Annotated in this window: 16 protein-coding genes and 1 pseudogene; 13 read left to right on the top strand and 4 right to left on the bottom strand. The window is 55.2% G+C overall.

Features of this window, described 5'->3' with window-relative positions:
• Nucleotides 1-158: 158 nt before the first annotated feature.
• Entirely contained in the window at nucleotides 159-1,013 is an 855-nt protein-coding gene (locus tag ABLQ08_RS00745) for a GNAT family N-acetyltransferase (RefSeq protein ID WP_352938275.1), read from the bottom strand.
• Nucleotides 1,014-1,180: 167 nt separating this feature from the next.
• Entirely contained in the window at nucleotides 1,181-1,504 is a 324-nt protein-coding gene (locus ABLQ08_RS00750; protein ID WP_352938278.1) for an antibiotic biosynthesis monooxygenase family protein, read from the bottom strand.
• A gap of 368 nt (nucleotides 1,505-1,872) precedes the next feature.
• Between ABLQ08_RS00750 and ABLQ08_RS00755 the strand changes: the two genes are divergently transcribed.
• The 8 genes from ABLQ08_RS00755 to ABLQ08_RS00790 all read left to right on the top strand — a co-directional run bounded on the left by ABLQ08_RS00755 (nucleotide 1,873) and on the right by ABLQ08_RS00790 (nucleotide 13,243).
• On the top strand, nucleotides 1,873-2,649 hold the full coding sequence (locus ABLQ08_RS00755; RefSeq protein WP_352938280.1) for a hypothetical protein: 777 nt from the start codon (nucleotides 1,873-1,875) through the stop codon (nucleotides 2,647-2,649).
• Nucleotides 2,650-2,662: 13 nt separating this feature from the next.
• Nucleotides 2,663-4,660: a caspase family protein gene (locus tag ABLQ08_RS00760; RefSeq protein ID WP_352938283.1), complete on the top strand. Its 1,998-nt coding sequence runs from the start codon at nucleotides 2,663-2,665 to the stop codon at nucleotides 4,658-4,660.
• Nucleotides 4,661-4,695: 35 nt separating this feature from the next.
• Nucleotides 4,696-6,882 carry a glycosyltransferase gene (locus tag ABLQ08_RS00765; RefSeq protein WP_352938285.1) on the top strand — a complete coding sequence of 729 codons (2,187 nt, stop codon included), beginning with the start codon at nucleotides 4,696-4,698 and terminating at the stop codon, nucleotides 6,880-6,882.
• A gap of 15 nt (nucleotides 6,883-6,897) precedes the next feature.
• On the top strand, nucleotides 6,898-7,359 hold the full coding sequence (locus ABLQ08_RS00770) for a hypothetical protein (RefSeq protein WP_352938287.1): 462 nt from the start codon (nucleotides 6,898-6,900) through the stop codon (nucleotides 7,357-7,359).
• A 135-nt stretch (nucleotides 7,360-7,494) separates the two neighbouring features.
• A complete protein-coding gene (locus ABLQ08_RS00775; RefSeq protein ID WP_352940491.1) occupies nucleotides 7,495-8,367 on the top strand; it encodes a LysR family transcriptional regulator in 873 nt (290 codons plus the stop codon).
• Nucleotides 8,368-8,464: 97 nt separating this feature from the next.
• Nucleotides 8,465-10,123: a sulfatase-like hydrolase/transferase gene (locus tag ABLQ08_RS00780; RefSeq protein WP_417714893.1), complete on the top strand. Its 1,659-nt coding sequence runs from the start codon at nucleotides 8,465-8,467 to the stop codon at nucleotides 10,121-10,123.
• Nucleotides 10,110-12,248: a TRAP transporter permease gene (locus ABLQ08_RS00785; RefSeq protein WP_352938293.1), complete on the top strand. Its 2,139-nt coding sequence runs from the start codon at nucleotides 10,110-10,112 to the stop codon at nucleotides 12,246-12,248. The genes ABLQ08_RS00780 and ABLQ08_RS00785 overlap by 14 nt, the downstream gene beginning before the upstream one ends.
• Nucleotides 12,249-12,265: 17 nt before the next feature.
• Nucleotides 12,266-13,243 carry a TAXI family TRAP transporter solute-binding subunit gene (locus ABLQ08_RS00790; RefSeq protein ID WP_352938296.1) on the top strand — a complete coding sequence of 326 codons (978 nt, stop codon included), beginning with the start codon at nucleotides 12,266-12,268 and terminating at the stop codon, nucleotides 13,241-13,243.
• An 88-nt stretch (nucleotides 13,244-13,331) separates the two neighbouring features.
• Here the strand turns inward: ABLQ08_RS00790 and ABLQ08_RS00795 are convergent, their stop codons facing one another.
• Entirely contained in the window at nucleotides 13,332-13,856 is a 525-nt protein-coding gene (locus ABLQ08_RS00795) for a hypothetical protein (RefSeq protein WP_352938299.1), read from the bottom strand.
• Nucleotides 13,857-14,265: 409 nt separating this feature from the next.
• Between ABLQ08_RS00795 and ABLQ08_RS00800 the strand changes: the two genes are divergently transcribed.
• From ABLQ08_RS00800 to ABLQ08_RS00810, 3 genes are all read left to right on the top strand, one after another.
• Nucleotides 14,266-14,871, top strand: a complete 606-nt coding sequence (locus ABLQ08_RS00800) for a GNAT family N-acetyltransferase (protein ID WP_352938302.1) — start codon at nucleotides 14,266-14,268, stop codon at nucleotides 14,869-14,871.
• Nucleotides 14,872-14,907: 36 nt separating this feature from the next.
• Nucleotides 14,908-16,659: a tetratricopeptide repeat protein gene (locus ABLQ08_RS00805; RefSeq protein WP_352938305.1), complete on the top strand. Its 1,752-nt coding sequence runs from the start codon at nucleotides 14,908-14,910 to the stop codon at nucleotides 16,657-16,659.
• 310 nt (nucleotides 16,660-16,969) lie between these two features.
• Nucleotides 16,970-17,947 (top strand): DUF808 domain-containing protein, encoded by a 978-nt coding sequence (locus tag ABLQ08_RS00810; RefSeq protein ID WP_352938308.1) that lies wholly within the window; start codon nucleotides 16,970-16,972, stop codon nucleotides 17,945-17,947.
• Nucleotides 17,948-18,087: 140 nt separating this feature from the next.
• On the opposite strand, the gene ABLQ08_RS00815 is transcribed toward ABLQ08_RS00810, so the two are convergent.
• The gene (locus ABLQ08_RS00815) at nucleotides 18,088-18,726 is read right to left on the bottom strand and encodes a VOC family protein (RefSeq protein ID WP_352938311.1); all 639 of its coding nucleotides are present in this window, start codon (nucleotides 18,724-18,726) and stop codon (nucleotides 18,088-18,090) included.
• 202 nt (nucleotides 18,727-18,928) lie between these two features.
• Between ABLQ08_RS00815 and ABLQ08_RS00820 the strand changes: the two genes are divergently transcribed.
• Together ABLQ08_RS00820 and ABLQ08_RS00825 are read left to right on the top strand one after the other, a co-directional pair.
• Nucleotides 18,929-19,738, top strand: a complete 810-nt coding sequence (locus ABLQ08_RS00820) for an alpha/beta hydrolase family esterase (RefSeq protein ID WP_352938314.1) — start codon at nucleotides 18,929-18,931, stop codon at nucleotides 19,736-19,738.
• Nucleotides 19,739-19,987: 249 nt separating this feature from the next.
• Nucleotides 19,988-20,121, top strand: a pseudogene (locus ABLQ08_RS00825) (transposase); the annotation flags it as partial.
• Nucleotide 20,122: the final 1 nt, after the last annotated feature.

Genomic DNA, 20,122 nt, shown 5'->3' on the forward strand with positions numbered 1-20,122 from the left:
GGATATCCTGCCCTCTATTTCTCACGGAGCGCGATCTTGTTCGTTTCGGTGCGAGACATGCCCGCAACCGCGATGTGGTCACGACAATTTCCGGTTTCCAGAATGCCAAGATGAAATCGAAGTAATGTTCGGCTTGAAACGCACCGTTTCAGAACGCCTCACAGAGTGAGATGCATTTCAAATTGCTGCAGAATGTCCTCCGCTCCGGCCTGGTTCAGGAACGCATTGATCCCGGTCGCGCTTTCGTCAATGTTCACAAAGGTAAGCTGTTCCGTACCAGCTCTTTCGGCCAACTGGAACAATATGGCCTGACCGACACCCGATCTGCGTCGGTCCTTTCGGACCCCAATCTGCGCAACCGCGCCATCCCGAAACACCGCTCCCCAACCCACGAGGTCGTCACCGTGCCAGGCTCCAATGATTTGGGTCGTTTCAGCCAATCCGATCAACGCCGAACGGCTGTTCTGAGGTGTCGGGACGGTATCGAAATACCCGGTTTCGTCTTCGGGCAGTTCATCAACGTTCAAGGTCGTGAATTCAACGCCACCCGGGTTTGAAGCGATCAATCCTGTCGTCTTCAACTTGCACACCCGCAGTTTCCGCGTGCTGACAAAACCGAAGGCTTCATATGCCTTGATGGCCTTGGCATTGGTCGAAACCACTTCCAGCTGAAGACCGCTTGCGGCGTCAGACCTTTGAACCTCTATCACCGCCTCCAGCAACTGCCGGGACAGACCTTTGCGACGATGTTTCGGGCAGGTTCCAACCGATAGCGTATAAGCTCTGTTGTCATAGGCCGGACTGGGTGAGCCAGAGAACCAGAAGGCTGCAATCTCCTCACCTTCGAGTGCGACGAAGGAATGGCGGTCGGAAAAACCGCGTTGCTTCTGAAAATCCCTGAATGCTTCAACCGTCATGGAGAGCGGGACTACATAATCGGAAAAGGCCGCATTCATGGCAGATGTCAGCCTCTCTGGGCCGAGATGGTTACAATCGACAATCTGATAGGACATGTAATTCTTTAGAGCAGGCACAGGCGGTAGGCCTGTGTGGAAAATTGAAGGGTACTCCTCGTCTTCGATCGCGCTTGAAACCAGCGGAGCGAGCAAGGTCCTCGGAACTTGGGCGGCGATCAGCTTTGTTCGCCGCCGTTATCTATTCTTGCAATACCGAACTTCAGTCAGATGTCGAAACTCTCCGCCACGTCATACATGACCGGTTCGAAATGCTTGCACAATGCGCTTATGCGTCGATTGCGCTCACGCATTTCCGGCGAACGGAGCATGGCCAGGAAATCCTCCCTCTTGCGCCATTGGGAGTAGTTGGCGATGCGCGTCTGTGCGTCATTCACATGAAGCCCGGCACCGATAAAACCCGGCTGATGCCGAATAAAGTTCTCGTAGGCGTCCTTAAGCTCCTCCAGCAAGTCGTAACAGGTTCCCGGTGTCATTTCGAAGGTGGTGATAACGGTCTGGCAATCGCGATCACTGGAAATTTCAGGCATGTCTTCTCTCCTCCGCCTTGGAGTCAGAGGCTGGCATGTTTTTGAAGTTGCGGCAATATCGGGGAACTACGAGGCGAATCCGCTTGCCGGCAGACTGGCGAACGCGCCGCAGGATGATTCAGCTCCAGTACCCTCGGTGACAGCGGGCCCTTTCGCGACCGGCGCAACCTTGTAAGCAATACGTAGAGCCTAGACACAGCAATTGGCGACCATGGCAGGCAATCACTCAACTGCGTCTCGTCCAAAGACACGATTTTTTTGATTAAGCAGATTTCCTCGCGACAAAAACACCCTAAATCTGAAGTACGTTATTGAGATTACATTTGAAAATTCCGTATAGTTATAATGCCTCTTTATTTGGACACCTCATGGTAGAGATTACGAAACGCAAGCTGATAGGATTGCTTTCCTTTGTGGCATCTCTTTTAGTTACCTGGCTTACCGGAGCAACGAGTTCGGCCAGGGAGCACGGTCAGGACGTGTCGACTTCTGCTCAGGCAAACAGCTGGCAATTGGCCAGGCAAAGACTGGACCTATCGACCAGTCCATTATCCATACCTGCACCAACGCCCGGTGAGGTTGGAGGACTGGACGTTCAGTCCATCGCCAAAGAGCAAAAAATCATGGTCGCTGCTTACGAAAGCGAGTCCCCCAGCGTCGAGGCAGGATCGGGAACCCATCCGATCCCCCTGCACTTGTTTGTCCCCAAGAACAACGGCAATTACGAACCGACCTCGGACAACGAGCGCATGACCCTGGAACGCTTCTTGAACATGGAAGTACGCATTCGCAAGCAAGCTGAGAGGTGCGAAACCAGGGCCAAACTCGAAGGTACGCCTTATCTTTGTATTTCCGAGGTGCTTGAGGAACTCGGGGACAGACTGGATCGGGAAGCCAAACGCGGAAGCGCGGTGGCGGAAGCGGCGGTCCCGATCGTCAGACAAATGGCTATTGAAGTGCGTGAAGCTGACAGTGGCGAAGAAGCCATCGCGGCCATTCAGCGGGGGATTGGCAAAGTTCAGCAGATCAGCGTCGTCCGATCGCAGGACATCGTGATTGCAAACCGTCAACGCCAGCAACGCGCAGTGCTCACCGAAACTCTGCAAGCGGTCGAAATCAGCCTCGCAAAAGCCATCGCGATATGACGGGAGCACTGTCATGACAAGCTACATAACTTCATTCGGGCAAAGCCTCAGGAAGTTCCGTCTTGTCTCCAGCGTGAGTCTGGCATTCGTTTCTGCCTTTTCGGGCGGCGCTACTGCACAGAACAGTGACGCGGAAACGCGAATGGCTTTCGTGGTCGGCAATGCCAGTTATGGTTCCGATATGTTGCCAAATGCGCGAAACGATGCGGAGAGCATGTCCGCAACGCTTCAGACACTCGGGTTTGACGTCACCCTGGTGTTGGACGCCACGCAAGAGGACTTCACCAGGGAGCTCCAGGAGTTTTCAAAAAGTGCAGCCCAGCGAGATGCCGGCGCGGTGCTGGTCTACTATGCCGGTCACGGTGTGCAGTTGGGCGGCAAGAACTATCTCATACCGGTGGATGCAAACATTCAGGATGTCGATACCCTGGTCAGCGAAAGCCTGCATTTCGATCAACTTCTGGAACAGGTCGGCAGCAGCAGTGCCTTCAAGATGGTATTTCTGGACGCGTGCCAGAACAACCCGTTCCAGGATCGTATCGATCACTTCAAGGCCGGTCTCGCACCACCACCCGATGTGAGCGGGTTCCTGATCGGCTTTGCCACTCAGCCCGGCAAAGTTGCCTATGACGGCGCAGGCAACAACAGCCCTTACGCGTCGGCCTTGCTCTCACACCTGCGCGCTCCCGGGCAGGAGGTTCTTTCAGTCCTGGCCAAGGTCAATAAGCATGTGCGCAAGGACACCGGCGGCGCCCAGGTTCCTTATGTTCAGTTTTCAGTCAAACCCGAATTCTTCTTCAAGCCGGGTCCCGAGGCCGAACAGGATCTGGAAGGCAGACTTTGGCAACTGTCGGCCCGGCAAGAAGACCCGGAACTGATCGGCCTCTACCTGCGCCGCTATCCAGAAGGACGTTTTGCGGAGGAAGCCCGATCCATTATCGGCAAAGGCAATTCATCGCCAGGAACCGCCCGTTCAGAAAACCCGGAAAATGTCTCCAGCCTGGAGGACGCCATCTGGACCAATGCGCTTGATTCCCGGAACAAATCCCTGCTCGAATATTACATAGAGCGCTTTCCTAACGGCCCGAATGTCGATCAGGCGAAGCAGCTCGTTTCGCAAATGGCGTCAGACAACCCTGACAACATGACTTCTGCGGAACTTTGCAGGAAGTTCGCGACACATCCCAACGATTCAACGGTCGCTTTTCAAGGGGTCTCGCTCAATCGCCTGGCAGATAACGCAACAGCTGCGATCAATGCATGTCAGGTTGCAATTCAGACTTTTCCGGAAGACGCCCATTACAAGGCATTGCTCGCCCGGGCGTATGCTGCGGTCGGCAACACGGACAGTGCCATCGACTTTTACAAGCAGGCGGCAACTGCCGGTAACACGAGGGCACTGGTAAGCCTGGGATTGCTGTATGAGCTGGGGCAAGGCGTGCCCAAAGACCTCTCGGCAGCAAGAGAGCATTTCGAGCAAGCTTACCAGAATGGCAGCGCCGACGGGGCGATCAATCTCGCTGTCTCTCTTTACACGGGAACCGGCGGCCCGCGCGACGTTCAACGCGCAATCACGCTGTTGGAATATGCCTCCTCCGAAGGAGCTGCCAGAGCGACTTTCAACCTTGGTGTCTTTGCCAAGGAAGGCATTTACAAGTCGCCTGAACAGGCAGTTGAGTATTTCGAACTGGCCGCTCAGCAGGGCTATGCGGAAGCAGCCCTGGCAGCTGCCGCAATTTACGATGAAGGTTTTCACACCGAGAAGTCGCCTCGCAAGGCGTCAGAGCTTCTTCTGTCCGCATTGACTGCGGACAGGGGTGAAACCCTGGCCAAAATCACAGCCGAAGCGCTGAGCTGGTCACGCGACACAATCATAGAAGTTCAGTCTAGCATGAAGACGGCAGGCTATTATGAGGGCGCCCTGGACGGGTTGCCTGGCCCGCTCTTCAATCGCGGTCTGGAGCTATGGCGACTTTACGGAGGTTCTGTCTCTGGAAAGTCAGCAGGTTAAATTGAAATTGCCGATGTCCCCAAACGGATTGAAACATGGATCTTGACGTCCTCTATCTTGCTGACCTGCGCTTTCCCGGCGGTTCCACCACTTCATTGAAATATGATCTTCGCGCCTGTGGGCAGGCTGGCCTCAAGGCCGGGATCATTCCCTTGTCATCTCCATTATTCGCCCGCAACCAGGTTCTGAGCGCATCCCTGATTGAAGAAATCCGCTCGACCGGAACCGTCATCGTTCCGCGCACCGAAAAACCAAGAGCAAGGATCGCCCTCCTTTACCACCCGTCTCTGCTGGACGCGAAAGTGCCTTGCAGAACCGAGTTCGCCGCGGACACGTTCTATCTTGTCGTCCACCAAACAACGCGAGACCGAAGAGGAAGACCGAACTTCCTGACGGAACACTGGTTCGACCTGGCAACCGACTGGTTTGGCCATCCATTGAAACTGCTGCCCGTCAGCAACATCGTTCGGAAAGACCTAGAGCTGAATGGTCTTTCTCATGCATTGCACGGCAGTGACTGGATCAACCTGATCGATCCGTCCGATTTTCCACGAAAGCGGCCACGCTCCCACAACTCGAAACTTGTCATCGGGCGGCACAGCCGGCCCAGTCCTGACAAATGGCCCGCCCCTCAAGATGCTCTGGCCTGTTATCCGGCTTCATCGAGGTTCAGCTTTCGCATGATGGGCGCATCCCAGTCCTACCTCGACCAGTTTGAGACCATTCCCAGCAACTGGCTAGTCCTCCCATTTTCGAAACTTCCCATCTCCGGATTTCTGCAAGACCTTGACGTTTATAGCTACTTTCACTCCGACAGCTTGATTGAGGCCTTTGGTTATTGCGTGCTGGAAGCGCTTGCATGCGGACTGCCATGCGTCATACCGCGCTACCTGGAGGAGATATATGGCGAGGCCTGTTTCTATGCGGAACCGAAGCAGGCTCCTCAAGTCTATGATCGTCTTTTATCCAGCTGCACGATGATGGACGAAACCGCCGAAAACGCTCTTTCTTTCGTGAAATCCAACTTCGGGCTGGACCTGTACACGCAGAAGTTCGACCAGGTTGCCAACATCCCAACGGAGCCACGCCCAGCGACGACAGGTGCCCCAACCACGCGATCAAGACCTGTGGTCATCTCAGTCACTTCCAATGGGGTTGGTCTTGGGCACCTTTCACGTCAACTCGCTATCGCCAAGGCACTCGGCCCGGACATGAACACTGTCTTCTTCTCAATGTCAGAAGCCATCGAAATCGCACGCTCAATGGGGTACCTGGCCGAGTTTCGTCCGTTCAGCCGCCGACTGGACTTGGATACCGAGATCTGGAATGCCTATTTCTTTCAGGAGCTGCTCGACGCGCTCAATCTATACAAGCCGTCTCTGGTCCTGTTTGACGGAAGTGTGCCGTATGCCGGGTTTCTGGGAGCCGTTGACGCCTATGGAAATTGCCCCAACGTCTGGATCCGGCGCGGCCTCTGGCGCACGGACCAGCCCCAGTTGTCATCTCTTGACGGCCATTTCGACGCGGTTTTCGAACCCGGAGAGCTGTGTCAGGCCATGGACCCCGGATACGCGGGAAACGACCCGGAACGGTTTGCCAGGGTCCACCCTGTCCTGCTGACCCAGCCGAACCATCAGTTGGGCAAAACGCATGCAAGACGGGAACTCAACCTGCCGGAGAACGCGACGCTCTGCTTGCTCCAGCTGGGTTCAGAGGCGAATTTCGACATGACACTTGCCCGTCAGATCCTGCTGGAGTTTCTGGACAGGCACCCCGACGCCATTGCAGTCGACGTCAGGTCTCCGCTGCACATTGACGACCGGTCCGATTTTCATGAGCGTCTGCTGTCCCGCAAGGTCTTCCCTCTCGGCCGCTATCTGAAGGCATTCGACTATGCAATTTGCGCTGCAGGATACAACACTTTCCATGAAAATATCGCAGCTGCGCTTCCCACCCTCTTTGTTCCAAACAGCCATCCGGAAATGGACCTTCAGGAAGCAAGGGCCGTATACGGCGCACGCGCAGGTTGGAATCTAAACTGCTCTGCCGACGACCCATACGGCATTGGCGAAAAACTGCTGCTTCTTCACAACCCGGAAGCACGAAACGCCATGACATTGGCCTGTGCACGAAACCAGGACTGCTGGAACGGTGCTACGCAAATCGCCCAACAATTGCGGATACTGGCGCAATTGCCGGAAACCCCGATAGATCGGGGTTAGATCTCGGAAGAGAGAATGATCAAAGAACGCTTTCACAATCTTAGCCTCCGATTTGCGCTGCGCAGCCTCCGCAATCTCGTGACCGGTCGAAAGTCGGGTGCCGTGTTGCTTTCGGAAACGCGACAACAGGGCAATGTCGCTCTTGTCTGGGCACTCGATCAAGAGGCGGAGCATCTATCCGAAGAAGTCCTAAGTCAGCTGAAAAAACTGAATTCCTTTGAAACCGTGATCGTTGTTTGTCCGCCGCGCCACTTCTCCGCGTTGCGTGGCATGGAGCACTTTTTCGAAACCTTGCCTTCGAAATCGGACATTGCACGTTCCGGCATTAGGCGTGATTGGGACCTTTATCTCAGTCGGCGGATATCCCGCATCCGGAGTACGTGGGCGCCTGATTTCGAGTTCACAGTCGGCCCATCTCCGGAGGACTATCTGAAAAACTTCAGCGATGATGCTCAGTTTCAGTCCACAGGTTCATAGCTGACAGACACAAATTCGACCTGTTACCAAGAGGCACGACCTTGCTGCACTTCTTTTCCCGAGCTCATTCTTCTATTCTCAAGTTGAGAATGTGGATGCAAACGGGAGGGCCGATTGAAGCCCCAGCACGTTGAGTTGATTGTGACAATCGCTGATCTTGGCAGCCTCGGCGCTGCCGCTCAGCGGATGAACAAAACGCAACCGGCAATCACGAAAGCCCTGAAGGCCGTTGAAGCCGACCTGGGAACTCCAATCTTCTTTCGCGCGTCCTATGGAGTGGTGCCGACGAAGGAAGGACAAATCATCGTAGATCGGTGCCGAAAGATATTCGGCGACATCAAGAAACTTCGCGAAGAAATCGCACAGATCCAAGGTGACTACGTCGGCACGATCGACATTATCGTCTCCCCCCTTGCTGCCCTGAAGATTGTTCCGACCGTCCTGCGTCGGTTTCAGCAACGGTTTCCAGGCGTGAAAATCGGAATTACCGGTGGCCACGCGCCGGCTGCCTTTTCTCCGCTTCGCCGGGGAGAAGCAGATTTTGTCCTGGGCCCCTGCCCCTCTTCAAATGATCTTCCGGGCCTTCACGCCATCGAACTGTTCACAACCCCGATCTCGATCCTGACAGGCAGCCAGTCGAAGTATCTGAGCGTGACCAATCCGGTTGAACTGCGGAACGGACGCTGGATCATGATCGGACCGAAGGATCGGCGTCCGGTCTATTATCAGTTTTTCGAAGACAGAGGCATTGCCCCCCCCGAACCATTCGCACGATCCGATTCTGTCCTCAGCCTTCTTTCCATGCTGGAAGGGACAGATCTTCTGTGTTCGTTTCCCAGCCTGCCGATTCCTGAAATCCGTTCAAAGTGGGACATCGGGATCGTTCCCATTGAGGATCCGCTTCCAACCGTCTCGATCGCGCTGACCTCGGCGAAAGATCGGGTACTGACACCAGCTGCGATCGCCTTTGCCGATCTGGTTCAGGATCACTGCAAGGATTGGGACTAAGCCATAACCAAAATTCTCCATCTGGAAAAATACTCATTTGATAGCTATGGGTCGTTGGATTTACCCTGACCGCTAAGCGAACTTGGGAGGGGATCCGCTGAATATTCTGTTCATCATGTATGATCAGTTGCGCTTCGATTATCTGAGCTGCGCCGGTCATCCGCATCTGCACACACCGAATTTTGACCGCGTTGCCGCAATGGGCGTGCGGTTTGCAAACGCCTATGTGCAATCGCCGATCTGCGGTGCAAGCCGAATGAGCACGTACACCGGGCGCTATGCTTCGTCTCACGGAGCTCAGTGGAACGGTTTCCCCTTGCGCGTCGGTGAGCAGACCATGGGCGATCACCTTCGCAAGGCGGGCATGGGATGTTGGCTGATCGGCAAGACCCACATGAAGGCCGACAAGGAAGGAATGGCCCGCCTCGGCCTCAGTCCAGACAGCGTGATCGGCGCACGTCAGGAAGAATGCGGCTTCGATGTGTGGGTCCGCGACGACGGGTTGTGGGGCCAAGGTCCGGATGGTTTTTATGACGAAAAACGATCTCCGTATAACGAGTATCTGAAATCGAAAGGCTATGACAGCGACAACCCCTGGGCCGACTTTGCCAATGCCGGCATTCAGAACAATGAGCTCGCCAGCGGCTGGATGTTCGACAACGCCGACAAGCCCGCCAACATCCGGGAAGAGGACAGCGAGACGCCGTGGCTGACGTCGCAGGCAATTTCGTTCATCAAGCAGGCAGAAGAGCCATGGTGTGCTCATGTCAGCTATATCAAGCCGCACTGGCCATACATTGTGCCCGCGCCGTATCACAACATGTATGGCAAAAATCACGTTCCGCAGCCGATAAGGCACGCGAGCGAACGCGAGGAAGCACACCCTGTTTACGGCGCTTACATGAACGGTCCGATTGCCAGGGCGTTCCAGCAGGACGAGGTTCGCGACAAGGTGATCCCCGCGTATATGGGCCTGATCAAACAGTGTGATGACCAGCTTGGAAGACTGCTGGACTTTCTGGAAGCCACCGGCCGAATGGACGATACAATGATCGTCCTGACTTCCGATCACGGCGATTATCTCGGAGATCATTGGCTCGGCGAAAAAGATCTCTTTCACGAGCAGTCGGTCAAGGTACCGTTGATAGTCTATGATCCGCGCCCTGAAGCTGACGAAACCCGCGGAACACAGTGCAACGCATTGGTCGAAGCCATCGATCTTGCCCCGACATTTGTCGAAGTGGCCGGCGACAAGGTGCCCGACCACATTCTGGAAGGCCGCAGCCTGTTGCCTTTCCTTCACGGTGAGGACGGCCACAGACGGGACTACGTGATCAGCGAATTCGATTATTCGCCAACGCCGCAATGTGCCAAACTCGGCCTTGAACCACGTGACGCGCGCCTGTTCATGGTCTTTGACGGCCGTTACAAACTGATGCATGCGGAAGGCGGTTTTCGCCCGATGTTGTTTGATCTGGAGACGGATCCTGAAGAGTTTCACGATCTGGCAAAAGGAACCGGACATCAGGCTGAAATCGATCGCCTCTACGGATATCTCGCCCAGTGGGGCCGCCGGCTGGCCCAGCGCGTCACAAGATCGGAAGACGATATCAAGGCCATGCGCGGCAAATCAAAGCGCAAGGGCATACTTCCGTTCCTCAAGGACGGCACCGAGGTTCCGGCTGAGCTGACCCGGGCCTATCGCGGGCCAGTCAGGCAGACCCATATCGAAGAGGCCGAAGATGCCGCAGAATGAGGCGCTTGAGAGCCCGGATACGGCGATAGACGGGCAACACCCTACGGGGCGACTGAATGTCAGTTTGTCGGATGCAATTGCGTTCTGTTTTACCCTGATCATCCTGATCTATGCGGCATCGGGACCGATTTCGGAATTTGTCCGGTGGTTCATCGAGATCACTACACCCGGTTTCGACGAGTTGTCGCGCCGCGACAAACGAATGCTCCTCCGCGAACATTGGCTTGGAGGCAGCTATCGAAGTTTCGAAAGAAACTTCATGCTGCCGACCGGGCTGATCCTCGGCCTTCCCATTCTATTTGCCTTTTCGATCTCGTTGCTGACGCTTCATCGCTCCCGAAAGCTGCAGTGGCTGAACTGGCTCCTGACGGTGCTCGCGCTCGTTGCCTTTGTTGCCTGGATCGTAAAAATCTTCGCAACGGATGGCGGCGCGTTGCCTTCGGCTCAGCCGATCGACTATCTGATGTTTCCGCTCGCGACTGCAATCACGCTGTATCTGACCTGGAGGATGTTCGGCGGCTTCATCGTTGCGTTTTGCCTGTTCTGGGTCGTCTATTTCTTCGTGCGCGGTGACCTACCGCAATGGACCGGAATTCTTGCAGGGTCCGAGGCCAGCTTTCTGCAGAACTTACGCTCGATGGTGCAGAATTTCTGGGCGCAGACAGGCGGCATGTTCGGCCAACCACTTCAGGTCGTCTCAACCAATGTCCTGATCTACATCGTTTTTGGAGCCGTGATGATGGCCTCTGGAGCGGGCGATCTGCTCCTCAAGATCGCCAACCGCCTCACCGGGGGCTTTGTTGGCGGCGCGGCCCATGCTGCGGTGGCAAGTTCAGCACTTTTCGGCACACTTTCGGGGGCCGCGATCTCAAACGTCGTCTCCACCGGCGTCATGACCATTCCAGTCATCAAGAAATCAGGCTTCAGGCCCGCATTCGCGGGTGCGGTGGAAGCTGCCGCTTCAACCGGCGGTCAGGTGATGCCACCGGTCATGGGTGTGGTTGCCTTCTTCGTCGCCGGACAGATCGGCCTCGAGTATCGCTATATTGTGGTGGCCGCGATCCTTCCGGCAGTGTTCTACTATTTCGGCACGTTTCTGACGATCTACTTTGAGGCCAGAAAACAAGGCATCGGCAAACTTCCCGCAGACGAAAGACCTGCACTGAACCGTAACGAACTTGTTCAGTGCCTGGTCTTTGTCTTCCCGCTTGGAGTCCTCACTTATTTCCTGTTCGTTCAACCCTCCGTGCCGAAGGCCGGGTTTTACGGTCTCGCAGCCGCGCTCGCTGCCGCACTGGTTCTTTTTCCCGCATTCAGGTCACCTGAACGCCTGTGGTCGGCATTCGTCTCCGCAGGACGCATGTCAGCCGCTATTGTCGTGATCGTCACCGCAATCGGCCTGATCGTCGGATTGATCCAGGTATCGGGCTTTTCCGGACGCCTCGCCCTGCTGCTCACTCAACTCGCAAGCGGCCCGTTGCCTCTCGTCCTGATTGTCGTTGCATTGGGGTCGATTGTTCTGGGCATGGGACTGCCTCCCGGTGCCACCTATTTCATCATCGTGATCGCGCTGAGCTCCGGCATTGAAACTGTTGGCATTCCACCTTTGACGCTGCATCTCTTCGTGGTGTTCTTTGCGGTCATGTCAACGGTAACACCGCCAGTTGCGCTTGCCGCCTTTGCCGCGGCGCCAATAGCCGGCGCGGACCCTGTTCGAACCGGTTTCGAGGCAGCACGCATAGGCGTTGCCGGGTTCCTGATCCCGTTCGTTTTCGTCTATCATCCTGCCGTTCTCTACAAGTTGCAGATGCTCTTCGTCTGGTTTGGGGAAGAGCTCCCGAACAGCCGGGCCATGCTCGATATCACCGCGGTCGGCTGGTTTGAATTCTTCTGGGTCATCATCGCTTTCGCGTTTGCCATGTGGATGACCGCCTCCGCTCTCAGCGGATTTGACAGGAGTGCAATTGGAACGGGCGAACGGATTGCGAGGCTCATTCTGGGACTTCTGACGCTCGTGCCGAACCTGATGATAGCAGGCGGAGCCGTTGCGCTGTGTCTTCTTCTGCTCGGCAGACACTTTCTGATGAACCGCGCAACGTCGCGCGCATCCAACGAATTCGCATGACAAAGGGAGGAAACATCATGCGTAAACTCACTCTGGCCACCATTTTTGCTTCGACGCTGTTTGCCACTTCCAGCTGGGCGGAGGACGTAACACTCAAGATGGCCACGATCGCTCCAAGCCTTGGTCAGGCAATCACGATGTCTACCTTTGCCAATATCGTGACGGAGAACGTGGACGGTATATCGATTGAAGTTGCAGCCGGCGGAGCCGCGACCGTGCATATGCTTGAGGTCGCAAATGGTAATCTGGATATGTCGATGGGATCTCCGACGATCCACTTTCTGCTCACCAACAAGAAGGCGATGTACAAGGACGTGGAGGATAACGAGGCGCTTGCCGCGAATGTCAGCCAACTGATGGCCTTTCCATGGGGGGCCTATCATTTTGCCGTTCGTGCGGACAGCGACATTGAATATCTGGATGACATCGAAGGCGCCACGGTGTTTCTCGGCCCTCAGGGCGGTGGTGCCTACAATGCCGCAAAAGGCTGGATAGCAGCAACGACGGGTCTGGTCGCGGGTGAGGATTACGACGCCATCAAGGCAAACTGGAAAACCGGATTTCAGGCATTTCTGGATGGCAAGATCGACATGTATGTGAACGGCTGCATCGATCCGTGCCAACAGTTCATCCAGTTCACCGAAACGGAAAAAGTCCGCTTCATCGGGCCTGAAGATCACACTGGCGAAGCCGTCGACAAGTTCCTCGGCAAATTTCGTCACCGGGCGGAAGTGCCTGCAGGACTTTACGAAAATCAGATCAATGACGGTCCGGTCATGTCAAACGATACCGGTGTCAGCATTGCTGTTCGCACTGACATGGATGAAGACCTCGTCTATCAGATGACCAAGGCATTCTGGGAAAATGTCGGCAACATCACCTCCGATGCTCCGTGGGCAAAAGTCCTCACTCCCGAATATGGCGCCAAGGCAGAAGGCACGATCAAACTGCATCCCGGGGCCGAGCGCTACTACAAGGAAGTCGGGGCGTTATAAGACTGCAAGCTTATTGAAAGCATCCACAAGGCCCAACGCCGGGTTTCGGAAACCCGGCGTTGCTCATTTTCAGGAAACCACGGCCTGACTATCGAATGCCCCAGCTCTTCGCAAACTTGTGCCACAACATCGCAATCGCAAGTGCCACGCTCCCACCCATGGCCATATAGTCGGCCAAAGTGATTGGTAGCGGCTCTTCACCTTCTATGTTTTCACGAATTCCAAAAATGCCCGACCAGTCATAGGAAAGAATATCGCCGGGTCCCTGTTGCCTCGTGATCATGAAAAAAACCGCACCAGCGACAACACCCGCAATCGGGATCAAAGGATACTTGGCCTGAAAGGCTCGTTTCCTTTTGGCGCGTTCTCCCTGCATTTCCTTTTGCATGCCTCTGCATTGCAGATAAACAACGACGCCAATGACAAGCACAATTGGCACAAGCGTCAACGGCGGAAATTCTTTGTCCGCAGTCCAATAGAAAGCGCTCGCGATGGTCGAAACTGCAATACCGATTGCCACGATTACGGGCCAAGGACGGTTGACAGCGATGCGTACAAAGAAAGGATCTACGTAGTCAGCTTCCCCATCCTTCGCCGTTTTTTGCCTCGACATGATTGCCTTGGTCCCTGGATCGGATGTCTGGGTGCGTTTGCCGAATGATCGATTTTGTTTCACAGCTGAACCTTACAATCAAAACCACACGGACGATGGCAACTACAATTTAAAATTTCATTGCACCCGAATCTGCGAAATCAAACTCGATCCGACTTTTTTCAATTTCTGTATCAGCGCCCAAAAGATTTCCGAGAATTCATACCAAGCGGAACTCCGTCAAAAAGACTCGTTCCCAATCGACAAAACCTCTCTGTCTTGAGAAATCGCCTTCTCTGAAAACATGCAAACTATATTTTTTTCTTGAAACCCTGCGTCATCTTGAGCTCTTCAGATTCAGGAATCTTCTTGATTGCATGTGGAATTAAAGTTGTACTGATATCTTCCTGTAAGTGAGAAGTTTCAAATTTTGGCAGACAAGACAAAAATTTTCTTCCGACCTATGAATGAAGAGGACCTGGACTCCTTGCATCACTGGTTCGCCTGTTTCGAGGATATTGCGCTTTTCGACCGAGGCTTGCCCGTGCCCGTGAACCGGCAGTATGTCGTTGAAAGCTGGAAACCGGCTCTGCAGTTCAACGATCCTCCGAAAGCGCTTTGGTTTATTACGGAAGACCCGGACGGAAAACCGGTCGGCGTCTGTGGTGTTCAGGCGATAAACTACATTCACGGGGACGCCGTCATCCCGATGTTCGTCTCCAAGGAATACAGATGCGTCGGGCTGGCATCTACGATGTTGCTGGCATTGCTGGAATTGGCATTCGGCCAGCTTCGCCTGCATCGGGTATCGACCATCTACCGGGCCGATAACGAGGCCTCCCGGAAACTCCTGTCAGCCACGGGGTTCGCAGAAGAAGGCCGCACCCGTGAAGGCTGGTACGCAGACGGCCAACATCATGATACAATCCACGTTGGTCTTCTTAGGTCTGAGTGGACAGATAACAGACAATACATCAGCGAACGCCTTACAAGGTCGCCCTTTGAACTAATCAAGCGGCCAAGGTTTCCTAATTGACGGTATAGTAATATGAACGGCGGGTCTGAGCACGGCTTGAAAAGACGCCTCGCTGCAATCGTATTTGCAGACGTCGTTAATTATAGCCGCATGATGGGCGAAGACGAAGTCGGGACCACCCTCGCCGTTCGCGCGCGCCTGGAAAAATTCACGGCCCTTGCCCAATCCCATTCCGGAGAAGTCATCAACACCGCCGGTGACGGCATCTTTCTGCTGTTCAACAGCGCGGTTGACGCGGTGACATTCGCAGTGGAAATCCAGAACCAGCTGCAGGAGATGAACGAGGACCTTGCCGGAGACAAGAAGATCATCTTCCGCTTCGGCATCAATCTGGGAGACGTCCTTCAGAGTGACGGCGATCTGTCCGGTGACAGCATCAATATCGCCTCGCGCATAGAATCCTTTTCCGAACCGGGCCGTATCTGCATTTCAGGCTCTGTCTATGACAGCGTCAGCGGCAAGATGGCAATCGGGTACGAATATCTCGGCGCGCAGAAATTCAAGAACATCAAGGACAATATCGACGTCTTCCAGATCCATGAAAATCCGACCAGTGCGGCGATGACCGCTGGCCTGCGGCGCGAACGCAAGGACACCGGCGAAAGCGAAGGTGGCCCGATCATCGACCAGTCAATCGTGGTTCTGCCCTTCGCCTTTCAGGGAAGCGATCAAACCGACAGCTGGTTCGCAGATGGCCTCACCGAAGACATCACCACAAGCCTGTCAAAATTCCACCAGTTCTTCGTCATCTCGCGAAATTCCGCCTACATCTACAACGACCGGCAGATGACACCACTTGAAACAGCGCGTGAACTTGGCGTCCGGTACGTTGTCAACGGTTCTGTCAGAAAAGCGGGCAACAGGATCAGGATCACCATCGAACTCATCGATGTCATCCGCAACCGGACAATATGGGGAGAGCAATACAATCGGGAGATCGAGGACCTGTTCGACCTGCAGGACGAGATAACCCAGATCATCGTCTCCGCCACGGCAGCGAAAATTGAATCATCGGAACTCGACAGGCTAAAGCAGACACCTCCGGCCAACATGGCGGCCTACGGCTTTGTATTGCAGGGTCAGCGCTACATCTTCAGCTACACCCGCATTGGCGTCAGTTACGCGCGCGAGCTTTATGAAAACGCTCTTCACAACGATCCGAACTACGCGCGTGCAATGGCTGCCAAATCCCGGACATTGAATTTGGATTGGCGCTACAACTGGGCACCGGAACCGGAGATTGCCATAGACAACGCACTTGTTCTGGCGCTTGATGCGATCGAGCTGGATTCACTGGACGCGCGCGGTTTCGGTGAACTCGGTTTTGCGCATCTATACCGCAAGGAGCACGATGCGGCGATCAGCGCCTATGAGCGCGCGGTCAAGCTCAATCCCAACGACGCCGACCTCATGTCGGACATGGCCGATGCGCTTGCTCACTGCGGACGCTCCGTGGAAGCAATCGAGCTTCTGGAAAAAGCCATGAAGCTCAATCCCTTTTATCCCGACCAGTATCTCTGGCACCTTGGCGGCGCCTACTACAATCTCAAGCAATACGAAGAGGCCATTTCGAGCATCAAGTCCATGCAGAACCCAACCGAGGGGCGCAGAATTCTGGCGGCGAGCTACGGCATGTTGAACAAGATGGAAGATGCGAAACACGAGGCCGAGATGGTTCTCAAGGCCCATCCGAACTTCGACATTGATCACTGGGCCTCGGTCCAACCGGACAAGGAAACGGAAGACCTCAGGCATTTCGTGGAAGGCTTGCGGCGCGCCGGACTTTGAGACGGTTTTTGTCGGAATATTTCGATCAGGGCACATTCGTGCTCGCGCCAACAATGTCGCCGGGTAAAAGCGCTCCAAATTCGCGCCTTGCAATTTTGCCAGTTCAAAGGGACCGTCAGAATTTGATGCCCCCCCAAGGATGCCTGTGGATGCCCGCCGTAATCATATTGAGTGCCGCCCCGATGCCTGAAACTATTGACGAGGGGCAAGATTTACAGTGGCGGTGCCGAGCGAAGCTTGAAGCATTCCAGCTGTCGCAAAAACACCGTATGTTCGCCTCCCCAAAGCGCAAAACAAATCAGGATCGACAATGAGCGGACTACTTGCCCTTCTCGACGACGTCACGGCCATTGCAAAAGTTGCTGCGGCCTCGGTGGATGATGTCATTGGTCAAGCGGCAAAAGCCGGATCCAAGGCCGCCGGTGCCGTCATTGACGATGCGGCCGTAACTCCGAAATACGTCACCGGCTTCAGCCCTGCGCGCGAACTCCCGATTGTCTGGCGCATCGCCAAAGGCTCGATGAAAAACAAGCTGATTTTTCTTCTGCCCATCGGCTTGCTGCTGAATGCCTTCGCCCCGTGGACGATCACGCCGCTTCTCATGCTTGGCGGAGCTTATCTGTGCTTTGAGGGCGCAGAGAAGATCCATCACCTGTTCGCCCCCAAGCATGAGACAGCCGACAAGCCGGCAAGCGCGCCGGTGGACGCCGTTCACCTGGAGGAGCAGAAAGTGTCCGGCGCCATCAAAACCGACTTCATCCTGTCGGCAGAAATCATGACCATAGCGCTTGCCGAAATCCCAGATGGCAGCATCTGGATGGAAGCAGCAACTCTGGCGGTCGTCGCCATCGGCATCACGGTGATGGTCTACGGCTCCGTCGCACTGATTGTCAAAGCAGACGATCTTGGATTGATGATGTCCGCCAAGGGCCGCCTGTCGATCATCCGCGCGCTCGGTCGGGGCATCGTCAAGGCCATGCCCGGCTTCATGAAACTGCTCATGATTGTCGGCACCGCCGCCATGCTATGGGTTGGCGGCTCAATCGTCCTGCACGGTATGAAAGAACTTGGTGTCGGTTGGCTCTACAGCAAGATCCATGACCTGGCCCACGGTCTGGCGCATGCCATCGGACAGGCTGAAGGCTTTGTTACCTGGGCTGCCACTGCCGCGCAGGATGGCGTATTCGGGCTGGTTCTCGGACTTATCCTGATCCCGATCTCCAGCAAACTGATCCTGCCGATCTGGAATTCTTTCCGAAAAAATCCGGGAGAAGTCGGAGGACACTGACAGTCTGCAAGACGTGCGCCGGCATTTGGCATGTGGTTTTCGGCGCACCGATGCGCGCCGTTTCCTGGTGATCCGTTTGCAACAACAGTGAACGGATGCCTGGTCGCTGAAATCGGGATGATCGGAAAAGGTGGCGGCGGTCAGGTCAGTTCCTTCAATCCTGTCGGTGTTTCGATCACGGCCCGATAGCGGACCTTGGGACCCCTGACAATTTCCGGCGGCTGATCAACCATCAGATCCCGGTACATTCTTTCAATTGCAACAGGATCAGGATGCTCAAGCGTCAGTGATCGAAGCCGCGTCCCAAGATCGGGAATCTCAGCCATCGAAGTGGGATCGCCTTTATGGTCGATCAGCGACGGCACCGCACCGTCAAGCGGAAGCGAGCCGTCTTCGGGAATGCAAAAGGCAAAGGATGGCTTGTCGAAAGGCAGCGGCACCTCGCCGCCGAAGTGAGCTCGATGCTCCGAGGGAATGGAATTGAAACTGTCCGAATTGGCGACCCAACCCCGCAGTCGCCGGCCTTCCTCCCAGTCCGATCGAACACTTTGCTGGTCATCGAGACCGAACCAGCGTGCTCGCCCAGGCAACACACCTTCAGGATCAAGCGCCACGATCTCCAGATAGATCCGGCCCCCAAGCTGAAGCCTGTGGTTATGCGTGCCCATGTATTCGTGGCGGGTTCCGAACGGAACGTCGAGATCGAGGCACTCCCGAACATGCGAAACACCTTCGTTCAGCGTTGGTGCGATAACGGTGATGTGGTCGAGCTTGAGCACTTGCTGCGGTCTCCGGATGATGTCGAAACGCCGATTTGAGCCGACATCTTGTAAGAATCAACGATAGCTGCGGCTCGCAACGTACAACCGGCGAACGGTACAACCAAGCGGTCTTCAAAGGGAATGGGCTTCACGCATATTTGCCTTGCAGGTCACCGGCGCGCTGCAAATGATCTTCTCCCGCAATCCAAGAGGCTGACCGATGCGTGCGATCATTCTTTCGCTGTTTCTTTTCTTCATTCCCTTTGCAGCCGCAGCCTGCGGCACAAATACAAAGTGCGAAGTGGATGGCGGGTACTATCTGGCCGCGGAACCGGCAGATTGGGACCGCAAAACCCCGCTTCGTCTGGTTGTTTATTTTCACGGCTGGAACGGATCCCCTGAAGGCACATTCCGCAACCGGGCGATGGTCAATGGCGCAACGCAACGGGGAGCGCTCTTCGTGGCTCCATATGCCCAAACTGGCTACTGGCGCCAGATCGGTTCCGGTCGGGCCGAGCGCGGGCGCGATGAAGCGGCCTATATTCGCGCCATTCTGAAGGACGTTCGCCGGCGCTGGCCCATTGACGAGCAACAAACGCTCGCCTCTGGCTTTTCCCGCGGGGCGTCGATGGTGTGGAATGTCGCCTGCTATACAGGCGATCTGTTCAGAGCCTATGCTCCAATCGCAGGCGGTTTCTGGCGATCAAATCCGGAAACTTGCCCGGCCGGCCCGGTCAACCTGCGCCATATCCATGGACTGGAAGATCGTGTCGTCGCTTTTGACGAAATCGGCATCTACAATTCCATGCCGATCCCCGAGGGATTTGACATCCTCTCGCAGACAAACGGCGTTTCGGGACAAAGTCGAGAGGTGGAAAGCGGTGACCAGCGCCTCTCCTGCACACGATGGGACAAAAGCAATAGCGGACGCGTCCTCGAGCTTTGCCTGCACGAACACGGCCATTCCATTCCCGCCGAATGGGTTGGCCACGGGCTGGACTGGCTCGCGGAATTACCTGAAGGATCTTAGTGCATCCGTAAGTGATCAAACGACTGACGACCGCGCTGAACAAAGGAGTACTCCTACGTAGGTTACTCGAAAGTTCAGAAGCTCACGTAGCATCAATGCGTCAGCGTTTTTCGCAAATCTTTGCCGACGATAAAGACTACCGATGCGCACAACAAATGGCGACGCAGCCCGGAACTGCCGTTGTCTGCGCATCAAGGAAAGAGGACCTTTGCATTACATGAAACTGGCACAAATTTCGTTGTCTAGGGATTGTTGCTGCAAGCGTTCTACTCGATCCGTACGGAACGTCAGTTGATGGAACAACTGGATTCAACCTACTGTTCCGTTGGTTTGCCGGTCTCGGAATTCATAAACAGACCTGGAATGCGACAGTTTCCGAAAAGG

This window comes from Roseibium sp. SCP14 (assembly GCF_040329475.1).
Lineage (GTDB): Bacteria > Pseudomonadota > Alphaproteobacteria > Rhizobiales > Stappiaceae > Roseibium.

Coding starts and splice junctions, on each gene's coding strand:
- ABLQ08_RS00745 (WP_352938275.1), bottom strand. CDS start 1,013: ATGTCCTATCAGATTGTCGATTGTAACCATCTCGGCCCAGAGAGGCTG.
- ABLQ08_RS00750 (WP_352938278.1), bottom strand. CDS start 1,504: ATGCCTGAAATTTCCAGTGATCGCGATTGCCAGACCGTTATCACCACC.
- ABLQ08_RS00755 (WP_352938280.1), top strand. CDS start 1,873: ATGGTAGAGATTACGAAACGCAAGCTGATAGGATTGCTTTCCTTTGTG.
- ABLQ08_RS00760 (WP_352938283.1), top strand. CDS start 2,663: ATGACAAGCTACATAACTTCATTCGGGCAAAGCCTCAGGAAGTTCCGT.
- ABLQ08_RS00765 (WP_352938285.1), top strand. CDS start 4,696: ATGGATCTTGACGTCCTCTATCTTGCTGACCTGCGCTTTCCCGGCGGT.
- ABLQ08_RS00770 (WP_352938287.1), top strand. CDS start 6,898: ATGATCAAAGAACGCTTTCACAATCTTAGCCTCCGATTTGCGCTGCGC.
- ABLQ08_RS00785 (WP_352938293.1), top strand. CDS start 10,110: ATGCCGCAGAATGAGGCGCTTGAGAGCCCGGATACGGCGATAGACGGG.
- ABLQ08_RS00790 (WP_352938296.1), top strand. CDS start 12,266: ATGCGTAAACTCACTCTGGCCACCATTTTTGCTTCGACGCTGTTTGCC.
- ABLQ08_RS00795 (WP_352938299.1), bottom strand. CDS start 13,856: ATGTCGAGGCAAAAAACGGCGAAGGATGGGGAAGCTGACTACGTAGAT.
- ABLQ08_RS00810 (WP_352938308.1), top strand. CDS start 16,970: ATGAGCGGACTACTTGCCCTTCTCGACGACGTCACGGCCATTGCAAAA.
- ABLQ08_RS00820 (WP_352938314.1), top strand. CDS start 18,929: ATGCGTGCGATCATTCTTTCGCTGTTTCTTTTCTTCATTCCCTTTGCA.